Annotated in this window: 21 protein-coding genes and 1 tRNA gene; 14 read left to right on the top strand and 8 right to left on the bottom strand. The window is 62.9% G+C overall.

What is annotated here, in order from left to right; genetic code table 11:
• Positions 1 to 83 precede the first annotated feature (83 nt).
• The 4 genes from C0V76_RS09250 to C0V76_RS09235 all read left to right on the top strand — a co-directional run bounded on the left by C0V76_RS09250 (position 84) and on the right by C0V76_RS09235 (position 1,917).
• Positions 84 to 410 carry a multidrug efflux SMR transporter gene (locus tag C0V76_RS09250; protein WP_101942099.1) on the top strand — a complete coding sequence of 109 codons (327 nt, stop codon included), beginning with the start codon at positions 84 to 86 and terminating at the stop codon, positions 408 to 410.
• A 38-nt stretch (positions 411 to 448) separates the two neighbouring features.
• Entirely contained in the window at positions 449 to 1,312 is an 864-nt protein-coding gene (locus C0V76_RS09245) for a S9 family peptidase (RefSeq protein WP_158239194.1), read from the top strand.
• Positions 1,313 to 1,385: 73 nt separating this feature from the next.
• Positions 1,386 to 1,462 (top strand) — tRNA-Arg (locus C0V76_RS09240).
• Positions 1,463 to 1,500: 38 nt separating this feature from the next.
• Entirely contained in the window at positions 1,501 to 1,917 is a 417-nt protein-coding gene (locus C0V76_RS09235) for a cytochrome c5 family protein (RefSeq protein ID WP_101942097.1), read from the top strand.
• 59 nt (positions 1,918 to 1,976) lie between these two features.
• Here C0V76_RS09235 and grxD read toward each other — a convergent pair whose 3' ends face one another.
• From grxD to hemA, 5 genes are all read right to left on the bottom strand, one after another.
• Complete coding sequence (gene grxD / locus C0V76_RS09230) at positions 1,977 to 2,297, bottom strand: Grx4 family monothiol glutaredoxin (RefSeq protein WP_101942096.1); 321 nt, start codon at positions 2,295 to 2,297, stop codon at positions 1,977 to 1,979.
• Between the two features lie 89 nt (positions 2,298 to 2,386).
• The gene (gene prmC, locus C0V76_RS09225; RefSeq protein ID WP_101942095.1) at positions 2,387 to 3,214 is read right to left on the bottom strand and encodes a peptide chain release factor N(5)-glutamine methyltransferase; all 828 of its coding nucleotides are present in this window, start codon (positions 3,212 to 3,214) and stop codon (positions 2,387 to 2,389) included.
• A complete protein-coding gene (locus tag C0V76_RS09220; protein ID WP_101942094.1) occupies positions 3,211 to 4,044 on the bottom strand; it encodes a peptidyl-prolyl cis-trans isomerase in 834 nt (277 codons plus the stop codon). Before C0V76_RS09220 ends, prmC begins: the two co-directional genes overlap by 4 nt.
• A 23-nt stretch (positions 4,045 to 4,067) precedes the next feature.
• Entirely contained in the window at positions 4,068 to 5,150 is a 1,083-nt protein-coding gene (gene prfA / locus C0V76_RS09215) for a peptide chain release factor 1 (RefSeq protein ID WP_101942093.1), read from the bottom strand.
• A complete protein-coding gene (gene hemA / locus C0V76_RS09210; RefSeq protein ID WP_101942244.1) occupies positions 5,147 to 6,424 on the bottom strand; it encodes a glutamyl-tRNA reductase in 1,278 nt (425 codons plus the stop codon). Before hemA ends, prfA begins: the two co-directional genes overlap by 4 nt.
• Positions 6,425 to 6,583: 159 nt before the next feature.
• On the opposite strand from hemA, the gene C0V76_RS09205 reads away from it, so the two are divergent.
• Positions 6,584 to 7,483 (top strand): DMT family transporter, encoded by a 900-nt coding sequence (locus tag C0V76_RS09205; protein WP_158239193.1) that lies wholly within the window; start codon positions 6,584 to 6,586, stop codon positions 7,481 to 7,483.
• Positions 7,484 to 7,489: 6 nt separating this feature from the next.
• Here the strand turns inward: C0V76_RS09205 and hemL are convergent, their stop codons facing one another.
• The 3 genes from hemL to C0V76_RS09190 are packed head-to-tail and all read right to left on the bottom strand — an operon-like array spanning position 7,490 to position 10,234.
• Entirely contained in the window at positions 7,490 to 8,767 is a 1,278-nt protein-coding gene (hemL, locus tag C0V76_RS09200) for a glutamate-1-semialdehyde 2,1-aminomutase (RefSeq protein WP_101942091.1), read from the bottom strand.
• A gap of 46 nt (positions 8,768 to 8,813) precedes the next feature.
• Positions 8,814 to 9,422, bottom strand: a complete 609-nt coding sequence (gene thiE / locus C0V76_RS09195; RefSeq protein WP_101942090.1) for a thiamine phosphate synthase — start codon at positions 9,420 to 9,422, stop codon at positions 8,814 to 8,816.
• On the bottom strand, positions 9,419 to 10,234 hold the full coding sequence (locus C0V76_RS09190; protein ID WP_101942089.1) for a hydroxymethylpyrimidine/phosphomethylpyrimidine kinase: 816 nt from the start codon (positions 10,232 to 10,234) through the stop codon (positions 9,419 to 9,421). Before C0V76_RS09190 ends, thiE begins: the two co-directional genes overlap by 4 nt.
• A gap of 333 nt (positions 10,235 to 10,567) precedes the next feature.
• Here C0V76_RS09190 and pilG point away from each other — a divergent pair, with 333 nt between their 5' ends.
• The 9 genes from pilG to C0V76_RS09145 all read left to right on the top strand — a co-directional run bounded on the left by pilG (position 10,568) and on the right by C0V76_RS09145 (position 24,133).
• Entirely contained in the window at positions 10,568 to 10,933 is a 366-nt protein-coding gene (pilG, locus tag C0V76_RS09185) for a twitching motility response regulator PilG (RefSeq protein WP_101942243.1), read from the top strand.
• A gap of 25 nt (positions 10,934 to 10,958) precedes the next feature.
• Positions 10,959 to 11,324 (top strand): response regulator transcription factor, encoded by a 366-nt coding sequence (locus C0V76_RS09180; RefSeq protein ID WP_101942088.1) that lies wholly within the window; start codon positions 10,959 to 10,961, stop codon positions 11,322 to 11,324.
• Between the two features lie 23 nt (positions 11,325 to 11,347).
• Positions 11,348 to 11,869 (top strand): chemotaxis protein CheW, encoded by a 522-nt coding sequence (locus tag C0V76_RS09175; RefSeq protein ID WP_101942087.1) that lies wholly within the window; start codon positions 11,348 to 11,350, stop codon positions 11,867 to 11,869.
• Positions 11,870 to 11,962: 93 nt separating this feature from the next.
• Positions 11,963 to 14,110 (top strand): methyl-accepting chemotaxis protein, encoded by a 2,148-nt coding sequence (locus tag C0V76_RS09170; protein ID WP_101942086.1) that lies wholly within the window; start codon positions 11,963 to 11,965, stop codon positions 14,108 to 14,110.
• Between the two features lie 97 nt (positions 14,111 to 14,207).
• Positions 14,208 to 20,531 carry an Hpt domain-containing protein gene (locus C0V76_RS09165; protein WP_101942085.1) on the top strand — a complete coding sequence of 2,108 codons (6,324 nt, stop codon included), beginning with the start codon at positions 14,208 to 14,210 and terminating at the stop codon, positions 20,529 to 20,531.
• A 140-nt stretch (positions 20,532 to 20,671) separates the two neighbouring features.
• Positions 20,672 to 21,799 carry an ABC transporter permease gene (locus C0V76_RS09160; protein WP_101942084.1) on the top strand — a complete coding sequence of 376 codons (1,128 nt, stop codon included), beginning with the start codon at positions 20,672 to 20,674 and terminating at the stop codon, positions 21,797 to 21,799.
• Positions 21,796 to 22,551, top strand: coding sequence for an ABC transporter ATP-binding protein (locus C0V76_RS09155; protein ID WP_216821701.1), 756 nt, complete (start codon positions 21,796 to 21,798; stop codon positions 22,549 to 22,551). Before C0V76_RS09160 ends, C0V76_RS09155 begins: the two co-directional genes overlap by 4 nt.
• Positions 22,548 to 23,549: an MlaD family protein gene (locus C0V76_RS09150; protein ID WP_101942082.1), complete on the top strand. Its 1,002-nt coding sequence runs from the start codon at positions 22,548 to 22,550 to the stop codon at positions 23,547 to 23,549. The genes C0V76_RS09155 and C0V76_RS09150 overlap by 4 nt, the downstream gene beginning before the upstream one ends.
• Complete coding sequence (locus tag C0V76_RS09145; protein ID WP_101942081.1) at positions 23,549 to 24,133, top strand: membrane integrity-associated transporter subunit PqiC; 585 nt, start codon at positions 23,549 to 23,551, stop codon at positions 24,131 to 24,133. Before C0V76_RS09150 ends, C0V76_RS09145 begins: the two co-directional genes overlap by 1 nt.
• The last annotated feature ends 93 nt before the right edge of the window (positions 24,134 to 24,226 follow it).

The raw sequence follows: 24,226 nt of genomic DNA, 5'->3' as shown, positions 1-24,226 counted from the left end.
CCACGCGCAGTGCTCCTTTCTTCAGGGTTTCCGGGGAGCGCGGTGTGTTGAGTACGAGCCCCGTTGCGTCATGGGAGCGTGCAATGTTCAATTACTGGTTCGTCCTGTTCATCGCGGTGATCACGGAGATCCTGTGGGCCTTGAGCCTCAAATGGATCCATCACCAGCCGGCGGGCATCTGGCCGATCGCGGCCTCCGTGCTGCTGACGGCAACCAACATGACTCTGCTGTCCTTCGCCATGCGCGGCATTCCGGCTGGTGTGGCCTACGCGGTGTGGACCGGGTTGGGGGCCGTGGGCGTGGCGATCTTCAGCGCGATGGTGTTCGGCGATCATCTCAACAACGGCCAGATCGCTTCGATGGCGCTGGTCATCCTTGGCGTGGTGGGGATGAAGCTGAGTACTGGTTGAGTGGGTAGAATCCGCATTTTCATGCCGAAGGAATGAACATGCGGGTCCTGCTGGGAATGCTGTGCTTGCTGCTGGGCCTGATCCGGGCGGCCAGTGCTCAGGAGGTGCTGGACGTCAGCCTGCATGAAGAGATCGTGCAGCTGCCGGTCGCTGCGCTGGCGACTGGCGAAGAGCCGCGCCAGATCGTGGCGACTCTGTTCCGGCCCGATGGTGCCGGGCCTTTCCCCTTGCTGGTGCTGAGCCATGGCAATCCGCCCTCGGCGGCTGATCGACCCAGGATCGGGCGCTATCGCCAGATCGTGCAGATCCGCGAATTCGTGCAGCGTGGCTATGCGGTGATTGTGCCGATCCGGCGCGGCTATGGTGCGAGTGGTGGCGACTATGCCGAATCCTATGCGCGTTGCAGTTCGAATGAGTTTTTCCGAGCCGGCATGGAGGCTGCACGGGATGTGCTGGCTGCGCTGGCGTATGCCCGTACGCTGCCTTGGGTACGGACTGAGGGCACGGTGCTGGCGGGGCAGTCGGCGGGGGGCTTTGCTTCCATCGCGGCGGCCAGCCTGCAACCGGCCGGCGTTGTGGCCGTGCTGAATTTCTCGGGCGGACGTGGCGGAGATCCGGTGAAGCATCCTGCGGTGCCCTGTGGTGAGGGCGCCATGGCCGCCACTTTCGCCCGCTTCGGCGCAAGCACCCGGGTGCCGGTGTTGTTCCACTATGTTGAAAACGACCAGTTCTTCGGGCCGGACTACACCCGCAGCTGGTTCGAGGCGTTCGAGCAGGCGGGAGGGCGCGGGCGCTTTGTGCTGCAGCCGGCCTATGGCAAGGATGGCCATGGTCTCTTTGCCAGCAAGGGCGCCACGCAGATCTGGAGCCGTGAGGTGGATGCGTTTCTGGCCGCTTTGTAGCGGCTTGCCGGACTGCCACACGCTTTGCAAGCCTTCCGGCGGCAGCTCGGTGTAGAATGCGGGCCTCAATCGCGCATCCGTAGCTCAGCTGGATAGAGTACTGCCCTCCGAAGGCAGGGGTCGCACGTTCGAATCGTGTCGGATGCGCCAATAATTCAAGTTTTGCCCTGAGAGCAAAGGACTTTCCCATGAACAGCTTCCGTCCGGCCACGCTGCTGCTGGCCCTGATTGCTGCCGCAACGCTGGTGGCTTGCGGCAAGGCCAAAGTGGATGAAGAGAAGACGGCTGAGCTGATCCAGCCGGTGGCGCGCGTGGAGCTGGCGGCGGCTGCGCCGGCTGAAGCTGCCGCGACGGGTGGGGCACCGAAATCCGGCGAACAGGTGGTCGCTCAGGTCTGTGGCGCTTGCCACAGCACGGGCGCTGCCGGCGCGCCGAAGATCGGCGACAAGGCCGCCTGGGCTCCGCGTATCGCGCAGGGGCTGAGCACCCTGGTGGCGAGCGTGACCAATGGCAAGAATGCGATGCCAGCGCGTGGCGGCAATCCAGCACTGAGCGACGAAGAGCTCAAGGCGGCGGTGGATTACCTGGTCAAGCAGGCCAAGTAAGCTGTTCCGGCCGAAAAAAAGGCGACCCGCGGGTCGCCTTTTTCATGTTTGCCAACTCTTCAGCCGGCAATGCCTTCGAGCAGCTTCTGCAGCTCGCCGGACTGGTACATCTCTTTCATGATGTCGCTGCCACCCACGAATTCACCCTTGATGTAGAGCTGGGGAATGGTCGGCCAGCTGGCGTATTCCTTGATGCCCTGGCGCACATCATCGTCTGCCAGCACATTCACGGCGACGTAGTTGGTCACGCCGCACAGCTTGAGGATGTGTGCTGCGGCTGACGAGAAGCCGCACTGCGGGAAAGTGGGGGTGCCCTTCATGTAAAGGACGACGGGGTTGCCGGTAACGGTGGCGTGGATCTTTTCCTGGGCGGTGCTCATCGAGGTTCTCCTGCGCTGGGGGAATGCGCTTTATACCCGAGTAATTTTATCGGACTTTTCCGGCCGCCGTAAACCCGCCGCCGTCAGACTCAGAGATGCCCGCCGCTGACGCGCTCAATGCCGGCCAGATCGTGCCAGGAATGCACGCCCCGGAATCCTGCATCTTCGAGCAGGGCGCGTACTGCCTCGGCCTGGTCGTAGCCATGTTCGAGCAGCAACCAGCCGCCATCTTCCAGATGCTCGGGAGCGTTGTGGATGATGTGGCACAGATCGTTGAGGCCATCTGCGCCGGAGGCCAGTGCGGTGAGCGGCTCGAAGCGCAGGTCGCCCTGGCTCAGGTGCGGATCTGCTTCGGCAATGTAGGGCGGGTTGCTCAGGATGCAGTCAAAGCGCGCCGCGTTCAGCGAACTGAACCAGCTGCCGGATTGAAACTGCACCCGTGCGCCGAGCGCCAGGGCATTGCTCTGGGCGATTTCGAGCGCGGCGGGGGAAAAGTCCACCGCCCACACTTCGGCCTGCGGACATTCGAGGGCGATGCTGATTGCAATGGCCCCACTGCCGGTGCCCAGGTCGAGGATGCGCGGGGTTTGCCGGCCGGCGAGTTGATGCAGGCCGAGTTCGACCAGTAGTTCGGTATCTGGGCGCGGAATCAGGGTGGCGGGGCTGACGCGGAAGGGGCGGCCGTAGAACTCGCGACAGCCCAGAATGTGCGCGACCGGCTCTCCAACGGCCCGCCGCTCCAGCCAGTCGGCATAGCAACGAGCCGCGCCTGGGGCCAGCGCGCGCTCCTGAAAGGCGATCAGCTGCGCCGTGGTGGCGCCGCTGGCTTCGCGTAGCAGGATGCGCGCATCAACCGGGTCGATGCGCCCGCGCGCCCGGGCGAGGGCGTCGCCCAGGGTGACGGGCAGATCGTTCATTGCGAGGCTGCGGCCTTGGGTTCGGCCGGCTTGCTGTCTTCAACCTTGGCCTTGGCAACCAGATCCTTGATGTAGGCCGCCAGTGCTTCCTGTTGCAGGGATTGCTGGAGTTGCGGCTTGATCGATTCGATCGGCGGCGGTGCAATCTTGCGCACGTCTTCGAGAAGGATCACGTGATAGCCGAACTGGCTCTTGACCGGGGTTTCGGTGAACTTGCCCTTTTCCAGGCCCTTGAGGGCTTCGGCGAACTCGGGCACGAAGGTGGCGGGGCGGGCCCAGCCCAGGTCGCCACCGGTGGCGGCGCTGCCCGGATCCTTGGACGCCTTGGCCAGATCGGCGAACTTGCCGCCCTTCTTGAGCTTCTCGATGAGGGCCTTGGCGTCCTCTTCCTTCTCGACGAGGATGTGACGGGCCTTGAATTCGGTGTCGCCGGCCTCAGCGATGCGCTTGTCGAACTCGGCCTTCACCTTTTCGTCGGTCACCGGGTTCTTGGCGAGCCAGTCCTTGATGTAGGCGTTGACCAGCTGTTCGTCGCGCACGTATTCCATGCGCATCTTGATGTCGGCTTGCTGATCGAGCTTGGCGGTGCGGGCGGCTTCGAGCAGCACGGCGCGCTGGACCAGGTGATCGCGGGCGCGCAGACGCAGGGAATCGTCCACCGGGGTGCCGGCCGGAACCTGTTCCTTGATCAGCCAATCCAGCGTATCGGTGCTGATCACGTTGCCGTTCACCTTGGTCAGGACCTTGTCGGTCGGGGTCTTGTCGCCGCAGGCGGCAAGGGTGAGGGTGGCGGCTACGGCGAGAACGGCTGCTTTCAGGGTATGCGTCACTGCTTGTCTCCTTGGTTAGACGATCAATCGTCCTGGGTGAGCTGAGCGAGAAGCTCGGTCTGGTGCTCGGTGATGAGGGCGTCGATCAGCTCATTGATCTCGCCTTCCATCGCCGCATCAAGCTTGTAGAGCGTGAGGTTGATGCGGTGATCGGTGATTCGCCCCTGCGGGAAATTGTACGTGCGGATGCGCTCGGAGCGATCGCCACTGCCGACCAGGCTCTTGCGCGTGGCGGCTTCCTTGGCTTGTTGCTCGCGCAGCTGCACGTCCTGGATACGGGCCGCCAGCACGCTCATGGCCTGGGCCTTGTTGCGATGCTGGGAGCGGTCGTCCTGGCATTCGACGACGATGCCGGTCGGCAGGTGGGTGATGCGTACGGCCGAATCGGTCTTGTTGATGTGCTGGCCACCGGCACCGCTGGCACGGAAGGTGTCGATGCGCAGATCGGCCGGATTGATGCTCACCTCGGCGAGTTCATCTGCTTCCGGCATCACGGCCACGGTACAGGCCGAGGTATGAATGCGGCCCTGCGTTTCGGTGGCCGGCACGCGCTGCACGCGATGGCCGCCGGATTCGAACTTGAGGCGAGAGAAGGCGCCGAAGCCGGCCACGCGGGCGATCACTTCTTTGTAACCGCCGAGATCTGATTCGCTGACCGAGACCAGCTCCACCTTCCAGCCCTGACGTTCAGCGTAGCGGGTGTACATGCGCAGCAGGTCACCGGCGAACAGGGCCGCTTCATCGCCACCGGTGCCTGCACGGATTTCGAGGAAGAGGTTGCGTTCGTCGTTCGGATCCTTGGGCAGCAAGGCCAGCTGCAATGCGTGCTCGATGCCGGCCTGAGCGGACTGGGCGGTCTCCAGTTCGGCCTGGGCGAACTCCTTCATTTCCGGGTCGGCGAGCATTTCGCGGGCACTCTGCTCATCGGCTTCGGCCTGCACGAAGCGCTGCCAGAGCCCGATGATCGGACCCAGCTCGGCGTGCTCACGGCTGAGTTTGCGGAAAGCGTCGATGTTCTGCGTAATGGTCTCGGACGCCAGCAGGCCTTCGAGTTCTTCGAGGCGGAAGGCGAGCTGTTCGAGACGGGCGCGGATACCTGGTTTCATGAATCCTGACGAGGTGGATGAGCCCCGGACTGATCGAGCTGGAACACTTCGCGCACGCTGCTCACGGCCGGGGCAATGCGCTCGCCTTCAGCATGATTCAGGAAGTGCGTGGGGGCGTGGAGCAGCTTGTTACTGAGGGCGTGGCTGAAGGCTTCGAGTACGGCTTGCGGATCTTCGCCCCGGGCGAGCTGACGCTGAGCGCGTTGCAGCTCGGCCTGGCGCAGGTTGTCGGCATGCTCGCGCAGCTGGCGAATGGTGGGTACCGCATCGCGGCTGCCCAGCCAGTGCTGGAAGCCATCGACCCGGCTGCGGATGATCGTTTCGGCCTCGGCGACGGCAGACTGGCGCGATTCCATGCCCTTGCTGACGATCTGGGCGAGATCGTCCACGGTGTACAGGAATATGTCCGAGAGCGTGGCCACTTCCGGTTCGATATCGCGTGGCACCGCCAGGTCGACCATCACGAGAGGGCGGCGGCGGCGGATCTTGAGCGCACGCTCGGCCATGCCGCGGCCAATCAGGGGGAGCGGGCTGCCGGTGCAGCTGATGATCACATCATGGCGCGGCAAGGCATCGGCAAGGGCTTCGAGCGGCAGTACTTCGGCACCGAAGCGGCTCGCCAGCGTTTCGGCACGGCTGAGCGTGCGGTTGGCGATACTCATGCTGCGCGGCTGGCTGCCGGCGAAGTGGGCGGCGCACAGCTCGATCATCTCGCCGGCACCGACGAAGAGGATGCGCGTGTCGCTCATGCGCTCGAAAATGCGGGCCGCCAGATGCACGGCTGCGGCTGCCATCGAGACGGTATTGGCGCCGATGGCAGTGGAGGAGCGGACCTCCTTGGCGACCGCAAAGCTGTTCTGGAAGAGCTTGTGCAGATTGGCGCCCAGCGTGCCGGCGGAATCGGCGAGGCGGGCGGCTTCCTTGAGCTGGCCAAGAATCTGCGGCTCGCCAAGGACCATCGAATCCAGCCCGCTGGCGACGCGGAACACGTGCTGCACGGCTTCCTGCTCGGGCAGCGTGTAGAGGAAGGGCGCAATGTCGCGCAACGCCACGTCACGCCGCCGGGCCAGCCAGTCGGCGGCGGCCTCCGGATTGTCGGTGCTGCAGTAAAGCTCGGTGCGGTTGCAGGTGGATAGCAGCGCCGCCTCCTGCGCCACCCCCTCGGCCAATAAGCCCTGCAAGGCCTCGATCAGGCTTTCGGGCGGAAAGGCCACACGCTCCCGGATCGCGACGGGCGCCGTGTGGTGATTCAGGCCTAAAGCGAAGAGAGGCATGTGGGCGAGGGCTGGGGCCGGAAAATGGCGGCGGGCCGCATGGACGGCCCGCAGAAACAGGCCGGATTGTAGCATCCGGGCGCCCTGGCCCTGCCGCGACGGCAGTCGATACGCAGACGCATGGCACAATCCGCCTTTGCTTCTTGTCCTTCCTGTCGCATGTCCGCTTCCCGCACGCCTGTTGTTGCCAGCCTGGTCCTGTTGCTTGTCACCCTGTGTTGGGGGACCACTTTCCCGGCCATGAAGGCTGTGTCGCAGCAGATGCCGCCGGGGCTGATGGTGGGCACGCGCTGGGCGCTGGCGGCGCTGGCGCTGGCGCCCTTCATCGACTGGCGCAATCGCCGCTTGTGGCGCGATGCGGCCCTGCTGGCGGCAGCACTGTTTGCCAGTTTCGTGCTCCAGGTGCTGGGCCTCACGCTGATGAGCGCCGGGCGGAATGCTTTCATCACCGGCCTCAACGTAATCATGGTGCCGCTGCTCCTGCCGCTGCTTGGGCGACGGATCGGACCGGCGGTGTGGGTGGCCGTGGTGCTGGCGGGGGCGGGCATCGTGGTGATGAGCTACGAGCAGGGCTCCAGCCTGCTTGGTGACGCGCTGACTTTTGCCTGTGCGTTGGCGTTTGCCTTTTACGTGCTGGGCATGGAGCGCTTCGCCCCGCGCCATCCGGCGCTGGCGCTGGCTGGCGCCCAGGCCGTGGTGATGGCGCTGCTGACGCTCTTGTGGATCGGCGTGGAGTGGTGGCTGCAGGGGGCGGCCTATCCGACGCAGGCCGCAGGTGCTTTGCAGGTGTGGCCGGAATTGCTGTATCTGGGTGTGATCTGCAGCGGCCTGATCCTGATCCTGCAGACCTGGGCACAGGCTCGCGCCAGTGCCGTGCAGGCGGCGGTGGTGTATGCGCTGGAGCCCTTCTTCGCGGCGGTGTTTTCGGCTTGGTGGCTGGCGGAGGCGTTTGGCCTGCGGGCCATGCTCGGCGGGGCGCTGGTGATCGGGGCGATGATCGTGTCGCAGTGGCCGCAGCGCCCCCATCAGGGCGCGGAACATCCACACGCCCCGAACTGAGCGCTCTTACAGTGCGTGAAAGGCGGCGTCAGCTGCCGTAAGCGTTGCGGCGATATCCGCCTCGCTGTGCGCGGCCGATACGAAGCCGGCTTCGAAGGCTGAGGGCGCGAGGTAGTGACCAGCGTCCAGCATCAGGTGGAAGAAGCGATTGAAGCGCTCGCGATCCGAAGCCATTACGTCCGCAAAGCTCTGCGGCACGTTCTTGCTGAAATACAGCCCGAACATCGCGCCGACGGCCTGGGCCGAGAAGGCGAGGCCGTGCTTGGCGGCCGCGGCAGTCATGCCATCGACAAATGCGTTGGTACGTGCGGTGAGTGTTTCGTAGAAACCGGGCTGACGGATCAGGCGCAGCGTGGCGAGTCCCGCCGCTACGGCGACCGGACTGCCGGACAAGGTTCCGGCCTGATACACCGTGCCCAGCGGGGCGATGCATTCCATGATCTCGCGCTTGCCGCCGAAGGCCCCAACCGGCATGCCGCCGCCGATGATCTTGCCCAGCGTGGTGAGATCCGGCGTGATCTTGTACAAGCCCTGCACGCCTTGCAGGCCGACGCGGAAGCCGGTCATCACCTCATCGAAGATCAGCACTGCGCCATGCTCGGTGCACAGCGCGCGCAGACGATCCATGTATTCCTGCGAAGGGCGCACGAGGTTCATGTTGCCGGCCACCGGTTCGATAATTACGCAGGCGATGTCCTTGCCGCGCGTGGCGAAACACTCTTCCAGCGCCGGGATGCTGTTGTAATCCAGCACCAGCGTGTGCTTGGCGAAATCGGCCGGTACGCCGCCCGAGGATGGGTTGCCGAAGGTAAGCAGGCCGGAACCCGCTTTCACCAGCAGGCTGTCGGCGTGGCCGTGGTAGCAGCCTTCGAACTTGACGATGGCGTCGCGCCCGGTGAAGCCACGGGCCAAGCGGATCGCGCTCATCGTGGCTTCGGTGCCGGAGGACACCAGACGTACCATTTCGATAGAAGGCAGAAGCTCGATCAGCAGCTCGGCCATCTCGATTTCGCCCTCGGTCGGCGCACCAAAGGAGAGACCATTTATCGCCGCGCGCTGCACGGCTTCGATCACTTCCGGATGGGCGTGCCCCAGGATCGCCGGGCCCCAGGAGCCGACGTAGTCGACGTACTGTTTGCCATCGGCATCCCAGGTGTAAGCGCCCTGCGCGCGGGTCAGGAAGCGCGGCGTGCCGCCGACCGAGCGGAAAGCGCGGACGGGGGAGTTCACTCCACCGGGAATGCTGCGCTGGGCGCGTTCGAAGAGTTCGGCGTTCTTTGACATGACGGGGAGATCCGGAAGTGTGGAGTGAGCTTGGCGAGCCCACGCGTTATCGGAAAAGTGCAGCGATCTTCGCGGCCTGCGCCTGCGGGTCAGCGGCTTGATAAATGTCGGTAATCACCGCAACCCAATCGGCACCCGCGGCGACCAGCGGCGCAGCATTGGCCGCCGTGATGCCGCCAATGCAGGCCACGTTTGCGCCGAGCTCCTGCTTGGCGCGTCGGATCAGGTCGATTGGTGCGGAAGGGGCGTGGGGCTTGGTGGGCGAGGCATACATCGCACCGAAGGCGACATAGGCCGCGCCGCCAGCGTGTGCAGTGCGCGCGCGTTCAAAATCGTTGTAGCAGGAAATACCGACCGGCAGACCGGGCGCAGCCACCAGTACAGCGGCCAGTTCGCCATCCTCCCGACCGATGTGCAGGCCATCTGCAGCTACCTGCAGGGCCAGCGGCAGGTCATCGTTGATGATCAGGCTGACCCCCAGCTCGTGGGTCAGGGCGCGTAGTGCCCGCGCTTGCTCCAGTCGCAGGGCTGCAGCAGCCGTTTTGTGACGGTATTGCAGCACCGTGGCGCCGCCGCGGATCGCGGTCCGGCTGATGTCCAGCAGGCGGGCGCTGTCGTCCAGATCCGGCGTGACAAGGTAGAGGCCGCGTTTCATGGGCGCGACCAAGTGCAGAAACGATTCGGAAAACTCGGGCCCATGCCGGGACGCCAGCCTTGGGCCAGGGCCTGCCAGGTGTAGGACTGGGCTGCGTGCACGGCGGCGGAAAGCTCCATGCCCTGGGCGAGGAAGGTGGCGAGCGCGGCGGCAAGCGTGTCGCCTGCGCCGTGGAAACTGCCCGGCAGGCGTTCCCAGGCATCGGTGCGCAGCACGCCGGTGCTGCCATAGAGGGTGTTGACAAGTTGGGGGCCGGGTTCGCGCGCTCCGGTCAGCAAGACCTGGGCGGCGCCGAATTCAAGCAGCCGGCGGGCGTACTCTGCGCTGGTGATGTCACTTTCTTGCTGCTCTTCTTCGTCGCTGGTCAGGCGCCGGGCCAGCTCGCCATCTGCGATGAGAACGGTGGATTGCGGCACCAGCAGCTCGCACAGGGCTTCGAGCATCTCCTCTTCGGCGAGCGGATCACCGGCGGAGCCCGGATCCGGAGCGAAAACTACCGGCAGATCCGGATAATCAGTCAGCACGTCGGCAACTTCGGTGACATTCTCGGGGCTGGCCAGCTGGCCGATCACGAAGGCGTGTACCGGCATATCCTCCAGCAGGGCGCGTGCCTGATCGGCGACCCAGTCGCCATCCGTCGCCTGCAGGCCCTCGCTGCGCACGCTATCGCGCACCGAGATGCCGGTCAGCACCGACAATGGATGGGCGCCGAGGGCTGCAATGGTGAGCAGGCCGCCTTGCAAGCCTCCTCCGCCACTGGGGTCGGAGACGGCAAAGCTGAGAACGGCATGAGGGGCTGGCTGAGTCGACATGAAGGCGTGCGGGCGACGGGCCCGTAACAAGGACGCGGTAAGGTACCGAGTTTACCTGATAAGGGGCCCGCGCCCGCGATGCAGCGAGATAGGGCAGCGAAGTCAAGCTCCCAAAATTGATACAGGTCTTCCCGCTCCTTGAATGCAAATATGCTTGTCAGGCCGCGTAGGCTTGCAAGTTTGGTATATTTGCCATACAAAGCGCGTGGAGTAGGGGCTGCAGGGTATGCAGCACGCGGTACGAACAAATACTTCTCTGCATCTCCGGCATGCAGAAGGGTTGAGAGGAGTTTGACGTTGGCAGAACGAGCTGAAGCCTCTGGCACCAAGGTGATGGTGATTGATGACAGCAACACCATCCGCCGCAGCGCAGAGATCTTCCTGGCCCAGGCGGGATACCAGGTGCTGTTGGCTGAAGATGGCTTTGATGCCCTCTCAAAGATTGCAGATCATCACCCGGACCTGATTTTTGTCGACATCATGATGCCGCGCCTCGATGGTTATCAGACTTGTGCACTAATCAAGAAGAATCCCCGTTTCGCGTCCACCCCGGTCATCATGCTCTCCTCAAAGGACGGTCTGTTCGATCGCGCCCGGGGGCGTATGGTGGGGTCTGACGAGTACCTGACCAAACCCTTTACGAAAGATAGTTTGCTCAAGGCTGTGTCGACACACATGGCCGCGCGCGAACAACGCTGACATATTCATTGTTTGAGGTTCAAGCATGGCAATCAAGAAAATCCTGGTCGTTGATGACTCCCCCACCGAGCGTTTCGCTCTGATCGAATTCCTCTCCAAGCAAGGATTTTCGGTGGTGACCGCCGATAACGGTGAAGAGGGTGTGGCCAAGGCCAAGGCCGAGATTCCGGACCTGATCCTGATGGATGTGGTGATGCCCGGCATTAATGGCTATCAGGCCACGCGTACCATCTCGCGTGAGGAAACCACGCGCCAGATCCCGATCATCATGACCACCAGCAAGGATCAGGAAACTGACAAGATCTGGGGCATGCGTCAGGGGGCCTTCGACTACATGACCAAGCCGCTCGATCTTGAAGAGTTGCTCCGCAAGATTCAGGCCATCGGCTGATCACTCATACGGGAGTCTGTTGAATGGCCAAGCGCATCAGCCTGCGGGAGTTTCAACAGGATCTGACCAAGCGGCTCGCCGAAATGAGCGCCTCCGGGCGCCGTTCGGCTTTGCTCGCGGTAACCGCCGGTGGTGAAAACTGGCTGGTGGATCTTTCTGACGCTGGCGAAATCATCGCTGCTCCGAGCCTCACCGAAGTGCCGCTGACCCGGAACTGGTTTCGCGGTCTGGCCAACGTGCGCGGCAATCTTTTCAGCGTGGTTGATCTTGCCGCGTTCTGCGGCGATCCGCTGCCGCCACTTACCAATGACTCGCGCATGATGCTGATTGGCGCCAAGCATGGCCTGCACACCGCTTTGCTGGTGTCGCGTGCGCTGGGCTTGCGCAACCCGGACGATTTCGAGGTGGATGAGAGCTTCACTGATTCCCGGCCATGGATCGGCGGCGCCTTGCGTGACCACCAGAATCGGCTGTGGAAGCAACTCGTGGTGCGTCCGCTGTTGTCGGATCCGCGCTTTCTTGATGCGGGTGCCGACCTGCGCTGACATGAAGCTCTCAGACTCTTCTTTCTCTGGCGCGCATCTGCACCACTGCCGAACAACCAAGACATCAACGCCCGCACCAATCGGAGCACACGCATGGCACTGAAACTTCCTGGCTTCCTGAGCCGCTTCACCAGCAAGGCCGCATCAGCTGACTCCACTCTCATGGACAGCCGCGCCACCGTGATCGATCGTACGGTCGCCACGCCCGGCAGTGCCCGCCGCTGGGCGCTGCCTGTGATCGGAGCCAAGCCGCTGAATGAGCAGTTGCGCATTCTTGGCACGATCTTCGGTGTGCTGGTGGCTGTCGTGGTGGCACTGACCTTCCTGCAGATCCGTTCCGGTCGAGAAGGTACCTCCTTCGTGTCGGCGTCCGGGCAGATGGGCACGCTGTCGCAGATTCTTGCCAAGGCTGCTCAGTTGGCCGTGACCGGTGGTCGTACCGGTTTCTCGGAGCTCAAGGATAGCCGCGAGAAATTCGAAGGCATTCTCAAGGCGATTACAGAAGGTGGCGAAATTGATGGTCTGGCCGTGCCGAGTTCGCCGCGTGCTGTGAAGCCGCAGCTTGATACCACGACCGAACTGTGGAACAAGCTCAACAAGGAAGCCAAGGACGTTGCTGGTCAGCAGGTGCAGATCACACGTTTGGGTATGGCCGTAGCCAGCATCAACAGCAATAATGCCCAACTGCTCGACTTCGCTGAGCAGGTGGCACGCTTGAAGCTGGAAGGCCACTCCTCCGCCACCGATATCGAAACGGCCAACCAGGTGGTGATGCTCTCGCAGCGCATGGCCAAGAATGCCAACGCCCTGCTCGCCGCCGAAACGGTGGATCCGGAAGTGATCTTCTTGCTCGGGCGTGACTCCAACAGCTTCGAAGAGCTCCTCGAGAAGCTGGGCGGCACTATGGCCAGCGGCGAAGCCGCAGAGAAATACGAAAGTCTCAAGCTCTACGGAACCAAGCACCAGCTCGCTGTCGGCGGCATTCTGGCCAACGTGCAGCCGCTGCTGACCGCCAAGCGCGCCGGTATCACCATTTTCCAGGAGTCCACCCAGCTGCTGGAGGCGGTGAATGAATTGTCGGCTGCATACAACAAGGCATACACCGGTCTGAACATTTACATTATCGGCTTGATGATATTCGGCCCGCTGTCCTTGCTGGCCCTGGCCGCGCTGGTGTGGGTCTATAACAACGACTTGGCCGTGCGTCGTGATGAGGCAGACCGTCAGCGCCTGGAGGCAGAGACTGACAAGAACAACACCCAGCAGGCCATTCTGCGTCTGATGAACGAAATGGGTGACTTGGCTGACGGTGACTTGACTATCCGCGCAACCGTTACGGAAGACGTGACGGGCGCCATCGCCGACTCGGTGAACTACACGATTGAAGAACTCTCCGTGCTGGTGCGCCGAATCAACGATGCGGCCGGCCGCGTGACCATCGCAACCGAATCCGCCCAGCGCCTGTCGGGCGAGCTGCTCGACGCTTCCGAGCGCCAGTCGCGTGAAATTACTCAGGCCGGTTCGCAGGTGCAGGAAATGGCCCGCTCGATGACGGCCGTATCCGGCTCCGCGCTGCAGACCGCGCAGGTGGCCCGCCGCTCGCTGGAGGCCGCGCGCAAGGGTGCTGACGCGGTGCAGAACTCGATCAAGGGTATGAACGAAATTCGCGAACAGATCCAGGAGACCTCCAAGCGGATCAAGCGCCTCGGCGAATCCTCGCAGGAGATCGGTGAAATCGTGGAACTGATTTCCGACATTACCGAGCAAACCAACGTGCTGGCGCTTAACGCTGCCATTCAGGCCGCGTCCGCCGGTGAAGCCGGTCGCGGCTTTACGGTGGTTGCGGAAGAAGTGCAGCGGCTCGCAGAACGTTCCGCTGAAGCTACCAAGCAGATCGCGGCCATCGTGAAGACCATTCAGACGGATACGGGCGATGCCGTGGCCGCTATGGAAAACTCGACCCGCAACGTGGTTGAAGGGGCCAAACTGTCCGATGCGGCCGGTCAGGCCCTGTCCGAGATCGGCGACGTGTCGGTGGAAATGGCAACCCTGGTTGAAAAGATTTCGTCCGACACGCAGCGTCAGGCCAACGTGGCAACCGAAGTGTCCGAAGCTATGCGCGGCATTCTCTCGATCAATGAATCGACCACGCGCGGTACCCAACAGTCCGCTGTGTCGATCGGCCAGCTGGCTGACCTCGCCGTTGAACTCAAGGGTTCGGTGTCGGGCTTCAAGGTCTGATGAGTGGCGGGTGCGGCCCCGGGGTCGCGCCGATCACTGCCCCCGGCCGCCGGCCGGGGCTGCGGTGGCCTTGCTGAGTCTCCTTACGAGGCAATAGATGAGCCAAAAGAACGAGTTTGATGTCGGCCCGCTGACCTGGGTGAAGGGCGAAATCGATGCAGCCCTGAGTGCTGCACGTGAGCGTCTTGCCGAAGTCCAGGCCGACCCTGCCCAGCGCGAGCCGCTGCGCTTTGCACAGAGCCATGTCCACCAGGCCAGCGGTGCGCTGTCCATCGTTGGGCTGGATGGTGTATCCCAGTTTGCTGAAGCCATCGATAAGCTGCTTTCTGCCTTGGCAGCAGGCGAGCTGGTTGTCAGCAGCGACCTGTTGGCGCTCGCCATGCGCAGCGTGGGTATGCTGGGGAATTACATCAACGAGATTTCCGCTGGTGCGCCGCACCAGCCGCTGCGCCTGTTCCCAGCCTATCAGGAACTGGTCAGCGCCCGCGGTGGCGAAGCCCCGCAGCCCTCAGAACTGTTTTTCCCTGATTTGTCGGTACGTCCGCAGCTGGCCAGTACCGAGTCTCTTGCGCCTGAGCGGGCTGCGCACGAACTGCGCGTGCTGCGTGGGCGTTTTGAAAAGGGCTTGCTGACCTGGCTACGCAAGCCGCAGGACAAGGCGGGTCCGATGGAGATGCTCACGGCGGTACACCGCATCGAGCAAATCCAGTCCCTGCCGGCCACGCGTGCGTTCTGGTGGGCGTCCATCGCCTTCTTCGAAGGCCTGGCATTGCAGGCCATTCCCGCTGATCGTCCGGCGCAGCGTCTGTGCCGCCGCATCGACACTCAAATGCGTCGCCTGCTTGAAGGTTCGCAGATCGTTGCGGAGCGTCTGGTGCGCGATGTGCTGTATTTCGTCGCGACCGCGGGTTTCGATTCCGAGCATGCGCAGGCTGTGCGCCATACCTACGGCCTGGACCGTGCCCTGCCGGCGTCCGATGTAGAACTATCCGACACTTTGCGCCAGCCCTATGTGCTGCGCGTGCGCGAAGTGCTGGAACAGGCCAAGGAATCCTGGAATCGCTTCTGCGCCGGGGCTGCCGTGGCCCTACCGCAATTTCAGGAGCAATTGGGCGAGCTGGTGTCACGCGTCGAACCGATGCGCCTGGCCCAGGTCGACCGTCTGCTGACCGCTTTGCGCGAGGCCATCGAATGGCTGCGTGCCGATCCGCTGCGCCTCTCCGACGACCTTTCGATGGAAGTGGCTACCAGCCTGCTGGTGGTGGAACAGGCCTGCGAATCGCCGAATGCCGACCCGGCCTTGCTGCGCAAGCAGGTTGATCTGCTGTGCACCCAGTTCACTGCTCGTGTGCGCGGTGATCTGGTTATGGAGCTGGATCTCGCCCCCTTTGGCGAAGCCTCGCGTCGGGCTCAGGAACGTCTCTTCTTCAACCAGCTGGCGCGCGAGATTCTGACCAATCTGGGACAGATCGAGCAGACCCTGGATAGTTTCTTCCGCAGCCCCGAGCAACGTGACAGCCTCGCCTCGCTGGCTGCCCCGCTGAAGCAGATCGAAGGTGCTTTTGCCGTGCTTGGCGAGATGCAGGCAGTCGAACTGGTGCGCAACAACGCCGCTGCCATCAGCGCGCTGGGCGCCCAGGACGAGCCGCCGGCGCAGGACGAGTGCGACACGATTGCGCATCAACTCTCGGCACTGGGCTTCTACGTTGAATCCCTGAAAAACGGCCCGGCAAAACTTGAATCTTTCCTCAATCCGGGAAGCGCGCGCGTCGACGAGGAGTTGGTCGCAGCGGCGGACGCCACGGTGGAAGCGCAGTTGCAGCGCGAGACGCGCGAGACGCAAAACCTGGTGGAAGCCCTCAAGGAAGCACCGGAAGATGCCTTCCTGCGTGAGCAGCTGGTCAGCAGTCTTGAAGCCATTCGCGAAGATGCACAGCTGGTGGCGGATTCGGGCCTGGAGCAGAAGGCCAAGGATGCACTGGCCAGCCTCAAGTCTGGCGATGCCACCCAGGAACAGCTCGCCGAGGCGCTGGCCGGTGTGAGTCCGGCAGCAAGCCCGCAGCACTCCGAAGAAACAGCCCGTCTGCTGGAGGCCAGCGACCAGGAGGTAGATGCCGAGCTGCTCGCGATCTTCCTTGAAGAGGCGGTCGAAGTGCTTGCCACGATTGCCGAACATCGCAATAAGGTGGTCTCGGAAGCCCATGATTTCGATGCCCTGACGACGGTCAGGCGCGGCTTCCATACCCTCAAGGGCTCCAGCCGCATGGTGGGCCTGAATGATTTCTCCGATGCGGCGCGCTACATCGAAATGGCGATGAATCGCTGGCTGCAATTGGAGAAAGACGCGGATGCGCGTCTGGTTTCCTTGCTCGACCACGGTTGTCTGACCTTCGGAGCCTGGGTTGAGCAGCTTGAGGCAGGCGGCAGCCTGCATCGTGATGCCACCGCCCTGATTGCCGAAGCGCAAGCCCTGCTGGCCTCGCTGGATGTGCCGGCCGACGAGCAAGCGCCGGTGGTGAGTGTGGCCGCTGCTGCGCCAGCGCTCGCTGAAGCGAATGCCGAGCCGGAAAGCATTGATCTTGACTTGGAAGTGCCTGCACTTGGTGCGCTGACGGAAGAGCCGGCGATCCTCGAAGATGCGCCTGAAGAAGCCCCGGCTGCGGGCGCTTCCGAGCTCGATCTCACCAGCACTTTGCTGGAACTGGACTTGGCCTCGATTTCTTCCGGCGAACGGCACGATACCGTGGTCGACTTGGCCGTTACCGATTTCGAGGGCGACGCCTTGCGTGCCTTCACTGAAGAATTCGGTTCGGAAGCGGGTGACGCTGCGGCACAGGAGCAGCTTGGTCGTTTCGAGGCGCAGCCGATCGCTGCGGCCACGGCCGAGCTGGATCTGGAGTTTGATGATCTCGACAGTGATGACAGCGCACTCGAGCTGCCGGTGCTGGAAGCGGCTGAAGCCGAGGCAGAAGAATCTGCTCAGCATTTGGAGCTGGATCTGACGGCGTCCATGACCACGCCGGATCTCGAGTCCCTGATCGAAGCGGGTAATGAGCCGCAGACCGTGCTTGACCTGAGCGTCACCGATTTTGCTGGTGAAAGCCTTCTTGCTACGCTGGAGATGGGCGAAGAAACTGCCGAAGTGGCCGCGCCCAATACGCCGGAAATCGAGCTCGATATCGACATCGACCTGCCGGTCATCGACGAGCAGGGTGCTGAACTTGATGCTGCCTCTGCGGACGAAGGCCCGACGACTGAAATCGAGGTTAAATTGCCGAGCGAAACGGCCGAGCTGGCTGCGCCAGAGCTCGACGTTGTTGCGGAGCTTCCTGTACTTGAGGGGGCTGGGGCCGCTGCGACTGCTGAGGCAGGCGAAGAGCCTCTCGAAGAGATTGCCATCGACGATGGTGACGATGGGATTGATCTGCCCGAACTGAATTTCGGCGCCCTGAGCGTTCCGGAACCGGTAGCAGCAAGCAGTATTGATCCGCTTGAAGGCCTCTCCGGGGATGAAGTCAGCATTGGCGATCAGACCCTCTCACGCGGTCTCTACGATCTTTACATTGCCGAAGCGCGCCAGTTGCTGGACAACCTGCTCGATGAGCACACCCGCCTGTCGAACAACCCGCTGCGCGTGCCGACCATCGATGCGATCCGTGCGGCGCATACTTTGGCCGGCATTTCCGGTACGGCCCGCATTGAGCCGGCTTATGCGCTTGGCAAGGCGCTGGAACACGCGCTGCATCGTTTCACCGATGTCGAGGTGCCGCCTGAGGCAGGTCAGACCGATGTTTTCGGAACGGCTATCTTGACCCTCGACGGGATGCTGGCAGAGGTTGTGCATCATGTGATGCCGGTCGAGGCGCCCGATCTGATCGAACAGCTCAAGGCACTGCATCCGGCACTGCTGGATGCGCCGAAGCCCGACCTTGTCGTGGCGCCAGTCGTGGTCGAGCCGATCGTCGAAGCGCTTGCCGAAGAAGTGCCCGAGGCGCCGGCTGAAATCCAGATTGCGGCGGCTCTGCCGGTGGCCCCGACGCCTGAAGAGGCGGCAGCGGGGCCGCAAGATGATCTTGATGATCAATTGCTGCCGATTTTCTTTGAGGAAGCCGACGAGCTTTCCGACGCTATGGCTGCCGTGCTGCGCGAAATGCGCGCCAATCCGGCGGATACCGCCCCTCAGCAAGCGTTGGCACGCCATCTGCACACCATCAAGGGCAGTTCGCGGATGGCTGGTGCCATGCGTCTGGGGCAGTACATCCACAACCTTGAAAGCCATCTCGAATCTGCCTTGCACAATGGGCAGACCGGTTCAGCGCTGGTCGATGATCTGGAAAATGGTCTGGACCATATCAGTGCGATGATCGAGGCACTGAAGAATCCGCAGGCTCCGGTTGTAACCGACGAAGACGTCAGTAATGCGGAGGCTGAGCTTGAGCTGATCTCCGCGCCGCCGTCGGCTTCTGTGACGGAGGTCCCGGCTGAGCCGGCTAAGCCGCAAGCGGGGCTTGCGCAGCCTGCAGCTCCGCGTGCGGCCCAGCAGCCGCTGCCGACTCAGGTCTTCGATGAGCTGGAAGCCAGCCAGACCCAGCAGCGCGCTCCGCTGCGGGTGCGTGCCGACATGATTGACCGCTTCGTGAACGAAGCGGGTGAGGTGTCGATTGCACGAACCCGGATTGAGGGTGAGCTGCGTTCTTTGCGTCGCTCCCTGCTGGATCTCACCGAAAACGTGATTCGCTTGCGCAACCAGTTGCGTGAGGTGGAAATTCAGGCCGAGTCACAAATGCAGTCGCGTATTGCGGCGGCAGAATCGACCCACGCCAACTTCGATCCGCTCGAGTTCGACCGCTTCACCCGTCTGCAAGAGCTGACCCGTTTCATGGCCGAGTCGGTGGGTGACGTCACCACCATCCAGCAGAACCTTCTGCGTAACCTCGACGCGGCTGATGCCGCGCTGCATGCCCAGGGCCGCCTCTCACGCGACCTGCAGCAAGCGCTGATGAGTGTGCGGATGGTGCCTTTCGAAGAGCTCGCCGATCGCCTCTACCGCGTCGTGCGCCAGACGTCCAAGGAACTCGGAAAGCGCGCCAACCTGGACATCCAGGGCGGCTCAATCGAAATCGACCGTGGCGTGCTGGACCGCATGACTGCGCCGATCGAACACTTGCTGCGCAACGCGATTGCCCACGGCATTGAAACGCCGGAACAGCGTGCTGCCGCGGGTAAGCCTGAGTTCGGCCAGATCACCCTCAAACTGACCCAGCTCTCCAACGAAATTGCGCTGGAACTGGCCGATGACGGGCATGGCCTCGACTACGCCCGCATCCTGGCGCGTGGCCGAGCCGCTGGCCTGGTGGGTGCCGACGAGCAGCCGAACGAGAATCGCCTCACCCAACTGATCTTCGAACCCGGCTTTTCCACTGCTGAAACCGTGTCCGGCGTTGCTGGCCGCGGTGTGGGCATGGACGTGGTGAAGAATGAAACGCTGTCGGTGGGCGGCCGTATCGAGATCTTCTCCGATGCAGGTCAGGGCTCGCGCTTCCTGATTCACCTGCCACTGACGCTAGCGGTCACGCAGGCCTTGCTGGTGCGATCGGGCGAGCGTACCTACGCCATCCCGTCGAACATGGTCGAGCAGGCGCTCGAACTGAAGGAAGCGGCGCTCAACGAAGTCCGTACCAAGGGCGTCGTCGAGTGGAAGGATACTCAGTATTCATTCACCTACTTGCCGCGTCTGCTGGGCAATCTTCACGCCCATCCGCAGCCTGGTCGTTATCACTGGGTGCTGTTGGTGCGTGCCGGTAGCCAGACCCTTGCGGTACATATTGACGAGCTGCGTGGCAACCAGGAAATCGTGGTCAAGAATGCTGGCCCGCAATTCGTGCGTTTGCTTGGCTACTCGGGTGCCACGGTGCTGGCTGACGGCGAGATCTCGCTGATCATCAATCCGGTGGCGCTGGCGGCTCGCCAGAGCGTGCCGGCGGAAGTGCTGGCCGAGTCTGCGGAAGCCTTCGAAGCGGGCTATCAGGAGCCGGCCGAGACGCGTATCCCCTCGATCATGGTGGTGGATGACTCGCTTACCGTGCGCAAGATCACCAGCCGCATGCTCGAGCGGGAAGGTTTCCAGGTCGTCACTGCCAAGGATGGTGTCGATGCGCTGGAACAACTCGTCGAGTACAAGCCGGATGTGATGCTGCTGGACATCGAGATGCCGCGTATGGACGGTTTCGATCTGGCCCGCAACGTGCGCGCGGATGCCCGCCTGAAAGATGTGCCGATCATCATGATTACCTCGCGCATGGCGGACAAGCACCGCAATTACGCGATGGAGATCGGGGTGAACAACTATCTCGGCAAGCCCTTCCAGGAAGAGCAATTGCTGGAGCTGATCACCGGCTTCATTGCAGCACAGCGCGGCTAAGCGCGTCGCAGCAGAATGCAAAGCGCTCCGCTGGACGGGGCGCTTTGTTTTTGGACTTCCGGTCAGGGCGTGCGCGCTGATTGTCCAATCCTGTCTGGCTTGCGCTACCCTGCAGGCCATCAGTCCTTGATGAAAACTCAATGAGCACGGACGCTTCCCTTTCCGCTCAAGCCCGCTTTGCTCGCCAGGCGATGCAGCTCGATGTGTTCGTCGAGGGGGCCTGGAACTGGCAAGTGCCCGCACCATTGCTGCCGGAAGCGGCGCTGTGGGCGGGTGCGGCGCAACTACGCCTGCAGGCTGGTACGTTCAGTGATCAGGATGGCGCCTTGCTGGCCTGGCTGCTGCGCCTGTGTCGCAGGGCTGTGCAGGCAGGTGTGCAGGTGGATGGCAGTGGGCTGCCGGACAGCATGCGCAAGCTACTAGAACTGGCGCTGGCGGTGCCACCGCAAGCTCAGACACATTCAGCACAGGGGCCTGGTTTCTTCGTCAGCCTGGGCTTGATTACCTTGCATGTCTGGTCGGACCTGCCGCGTGCCCTGCATTTCACCGGCGAGATCACTCAGAGTCTGTGGCGTTTGCTGCGTGGGCGGACGCGTTTGCGGCGGCGAGACTTCCTGTGGCTGATCGAAGCCAGCGGCCCGCGCGCCCTGCCGATTGCGTCCCTGATCAGTTTTCTCGTGGGCACCATCCTGGCGTACATGGGCGCAGTGCAGCTCGCCCAGTTCGGCGCCCAGATCTACATTGCGGACCTGGTTGCAATCGGCATGGTGCGCGAGATCGGTGCCCTGATGACCGGGGTCATCTTGGCAGGCCGCACCGGCGCCTCCTACGCGGCGCAGCTGGGCACGATGCAGGTCAATGAGGAAATCGATGCCTACCGCACCCTGGGGCTCTCACCGATCGACTATCTGGTGCTGCCGCGCCTGTTGGCCCTGCTGCTGATGGTGCCGCTGCTGACTCTGTATGCCGGCGTAGTGGGCATTGTGGCCGGCATGCTGGTGGCGACTACTGTCTTCGGGGTCGGTTTGCGCGAATACTTCAACGAAACGGTCATTGCCTTGTCCTGGAGCCATATCCTGATCGGCATGTTCAAGGGCACCGTGTACGGCGCGCTGGTGGCTTTTTCCGGATGCTGGCGCGGCATGGATTGCGGGCGCAGCGCCCAGGCGGTGGGGGAGGCCACCACTTCCGCGGTGGTGACCAGCATTCTGCTGATCACCGTGTCGGCTTCCTTGCTGACCATCCTGTTCCAGAGGCTCGGGCTGTGAGTACGTCGGGGCCGGCCATCACGGTGCGGGATCTCACCATGGCTTATGACGGTCGGGTGATTCAGCATGATCTGAGCTTCGACGTCCAGCGTGGCGACATCTTCGTCATCATGGGGGGCAGCGGTTGTGGCAAGAGTACTCTGTTGCGTCACTTGATCGGTTTGCAATCACCGGTGGTGGGTACAGTGAAGTATGGCAGCGAGGATTTCTGGGCCGCTGATCCTGCCGCCCAGGCTGCCCTCAAACGCCGCTTCGGCGTGCTGTTCCAGGCAGGTGCCTTATGGAGTTCGCTGACCCTGGCCGAAAACGTGGCTTTGCCACTGGAGGAGTTTTCGACCTTGCCGGCGGATGCAATTCGCGAAATTGTCAGCGTCAAGCTGGCGCTGGTTGGTCTGGCGGGCTTCGAGCATTACTATCCGAGCGAAATTTCCGGCGGCATGAAAAAGCGTGCCGGGCTCGCCAGGGCGATGGCCCTGAACCCGGACATCCTGTTCTTTGACGAGCCGTCGGCTGGGCTTGATCCGCTCAGCTCCAAGCGCCTGGATGAACTGATTCTGCAGTTGCGTGACAGCCTCGGTGCCACCATCGTGCTGGTAACCCATGAACTGGCGAGTATTTTTGCGGTGGCGAACAAGGCCATCTTTCTGGATGCGGAGAGCCGCAGCATGATCGCCAGCGGCGATCCGAAACAACTCCTGCACCATGGCCCGGCGGCCGTGCGTGCCTTTCTTTCGCGTGGAGACCTCCCATGAGTCAGCGCTCCAGTCCTGCCTTGATTGGCGCCTTTGTTTTTGGCGCCATGGTCTTGATCGTGATCGGGATCTTCCTGTTCACAGGCCATGATTTCTTCACCCGCAAACCGCGCTATGTGATGTATTTCGAGGGCTCGGTTTATGGACTGCAGATCGGTGCGCCGGTCGTCTTCCGTGGGGTGCAGATCGGCTCGGTGCAGCGCATCGACCTGCGATATGACGCCGGTCACGATCAGCTGGTGGTTCCGGTTGTAATGGAAGGGATTCCGCGCAAGGTGCTGGATGTGGACGGTGATGCGGCCGACGAGTTGCTGCCGAATATCGACGAAATGGTCAATCGTGGCTTGCGTGCGCGCCTGGCCAGCCAGAGCATGCTGACCGGTCAGCTCTACATCGATCTCGATCTGTTGCCGGACAAGCCTTTGGTCTACCGCGCACCGACCAAACGCCTGCCGGAGATCCCCACCGTAGTGTCGCCAGTGCAGGAAATCGCTCAGAAACTGCAACAAGTGGATCTTGAAAGCCTGCTCAAGGACATGGCGGCGATCGTTGAAAGCGCTCGTGACTTTGTGCGCAGCCCGGAATTGCGCACCTCACTGGCCAAGGTGGATGCCAGCCTTGGTGCCATGCAAGGCGTGAGCCAGCAACTCGAACAGCGGATCGGGCCCTTGGCGGATAAGCTCGACAAGAGCCTCGACAGCATCGTGCTCAACATGGACAAGATGGGCATTGCATCAGATGGCCTGGCAAGCATGAGCGCGCAGAGTGCTGCGCCGATGGAAAGCCTGACGCAGGCAGCCGATGAATTGCGCCGTACCGCGGCGACCTTGTCCGAGCTGGCTGGCATGGGAGGGCCAGCCCTGCACGAGGCGGGTCAGACCCTGCGCGAGTTACGCGGCACAGCCCAGTCCCTGCAGGAGCTCAGCGATACCCTCGAACGTCAGCCCAACGCGCTGCTGTTTGGCAGAAGCCCCGCCGCACGTAAGGAGCCCAAGTGATGAAGCGTCCCGCCATCCTCATTCTTGTGAGTTTGTTGCTCGCTGCCTGTAGTGCTAGCCCGCCGCAGCCCCTGCAGCTCTATCAGCTCAGCCCGCAGGCCGCAGTGCAGGCCGGAGCCAGCCTACCGGTGGCGGTGGGTCTCGGGCCGCTGAAGTGGCCGGACTACCTGACGCGGCGTGGCCTGATCACGCGCCTGGATGATAACCGCCTCGAGGTGGCCGACAGCGAGCGATGGGCTGAGCCGCTGGAGGCCGCCTTTGAGCGGGTGCTGCGCGACAATCTGGTGCGGCGTAGCAGTCCGAGCCGGCTGCAGGCCTGGCCGTGGCCGCTGACTGAAGCGCCGGCGATCCAGGTGCCGCTCGAAGTGCTGCAGTTCGACACCAGCGCGCAGGGCGAAGTAGTGCTGCGGGTGCGTTGGCGCATCGTGTCGCGCGAGAAGCAGGCGCTTGCCGCTGAGCGCAGCAGTGAATACCGTGTAAAAGCCGCCGGGCGAGGCCCGACAGCCAGCGTGGCAGCACACAGTGAAGCTTTGGCGCGGCTGAGTGAAGACATTGCAGGCGCGCTGCAGGCGGTGCGGCCCTAAGAAGCTGTTTGCGATCTGACTGCGAGGCCGCTCATTGATCACTGAGAGGGCTCATGCGCTGCACGGAATTCTCATTGATCAACATACACTCCG

Origin of the sequence: Uliginosibacterium sp. TH139, assembly GCF_002855595.1 — a bacterium.
Taxonomy (GTDB): domain Bacteria; phylum Pseudomonadota; class Gammaproteobacteria; order Burkholderiales; family Rhodocyclaceae; genus Uliginosibacterium; species Uliginosibacterium aquaticum.
Note: the sequence above shows the minus strand (reverse complement) of the source record. Positions and strands in the feature narration are given on the sequence as shown.

What these genes read in the sequence shown, in the direction of transcription:
- C0V76_RS09250 (WP_101942099.1), top strand. Translation starts at nt 84, where the DNA reads ATGTTCAATTACTGGTTCGTCCTGTTCATCGCGGTGATCACGGAGATC.
- C0V76_RS09245 (WP_158239194.1), top strand. Translation starts at nt 449, where the DNA reads ATGCGGGTCCTGCTGGGAATGCTGTGCTTGCTGCTGGGCCTGATCCGG.
- C0V76_RS09235 (WP_101942097.1), top strand. Translation starts at nt 1,501, where the DNA reads ATGAACAGCTTCCGTCCGGCCACGCTGCTGCTGGCCCTGATTGCTGCC.
- grxD (WP_101942096.1), bottom strand. Translation starts at nt 2,297, where the DNA reads ATGAGCACCGCCCAGGAAAAGATCCACGCCACCGTTACCGGCAACCCC.
- prmC (WP_101942095.1), bottom strand. Translation starts at nt 3,214, where the DNA reads ATGAACGATCTGCCCGTCACCCTGGGCGACGCCCTCGCCCGGGCGCGC.
- prfA (WP_101942093.1), bottom strand. Translation starts at nt 5,150, where the DNA reads ATGAAACCAGGTATCCGCGCCCGTCTCGAACAGCTCGCCTTCCGCCTC.
- hemA (WP_101942244.1), bottom strand. Translation starts at nt 6,424, where the DNA reads ATGCCTCTCTTCGCTTTAGGCCTGAATCACCACACGGCGCCCGTCGCG.
- C0V76_RS09205 (WP_158239193.1), top strand. Translation starts at nt 6,584, where the DNA reads ATGTCCGCTTCCCGCACGCCTGTTGTTGCCAGCCTGGTCCTGTTGCTT.
- hemL (WP_101942091.1), bottom strand. Translation starts at nt 8,767, where the DNA reads ATGTCAAAGAACGCCGAACTCTTCGAACGCGCCCAGCGCAGCATTCCC.
- thiE (WP_101942090.1), bottom strand. Translation starts at nt 9,422, where the DNA reads ATGAAACGCGGCCTCTACCTTGTCACGCCGGATCTGGACGACAGCGCC.
- C0V76_RS09190 (WP_101942089.1), bottom strand. Translation starts at nt 10,234, where the DNA reads ATGTCGACTCAGCCAGCCCCTCATGCCGTTCTCAGCTTTGCCGTCTCC.
- pilG (WP_101942243.1), top strand. Translation starts at nt 10,568, where the DNA reads ATGGTGATTGATGACAGCAACACCATCCGCCGCAGCGCAGAGATCTTC.
- C0V76_RS09180 (WP_101942088.1), top strand. Translation starts at nt 10,959, where the DNA reads ATGGCAATCAAGAAAATCCTGGTCGTTGATGACTCCCCCACCGAGCGT.
- C0V76_RS09175 (WP_101942087.1), top strand. Translation starts at nt 11,348, where the DNA reads ATGGCCAAGCGCATCAGCCTGCGGGAGTTTCAACAGGATCTGACCAAG.
- C0V76_RS09170 (WP_101942086.1), top strand. Translation starts at nt 11,963, where the DNA reads ATGGCACTGAAACTTCCTGGCTTCCTGAGCCGCTTCACCAGCAAGGCC.
- C0V76_RS09165 (WP_101942085.1), top strand. Translation starts at nt 14,208, where the DNA reads ATGAGCCAAAAGAACGAGTTTGATGTCGGCCCGCTGACCTGGGTGAAG.
- C0V76_RS09160 (WP_101942084.1), top strand. Translation starts at nt 20,672, where the DNA reads ATGAGCACGGACGCTTCCCTTTCCGCTCAAGCCCGCTTTGCTCGCCAG.
- C0V76_RS09150 (WP_101942082.1), top strand. Translation starts at nt 22,548, where the DNA reads ATGAGTCAGCGCTCCAGTCCTGCCTTGATTGGCGCCTTTGTTTTTGGC.
- C0V76_RS09145 (WP_101942081.1), top strand. Translation starts at nt 23,549, where the DNA reads ATGAAGCGTCCCGCCATCCTCATTCTTGTGAGTTTGTTGCTCGCTGCC.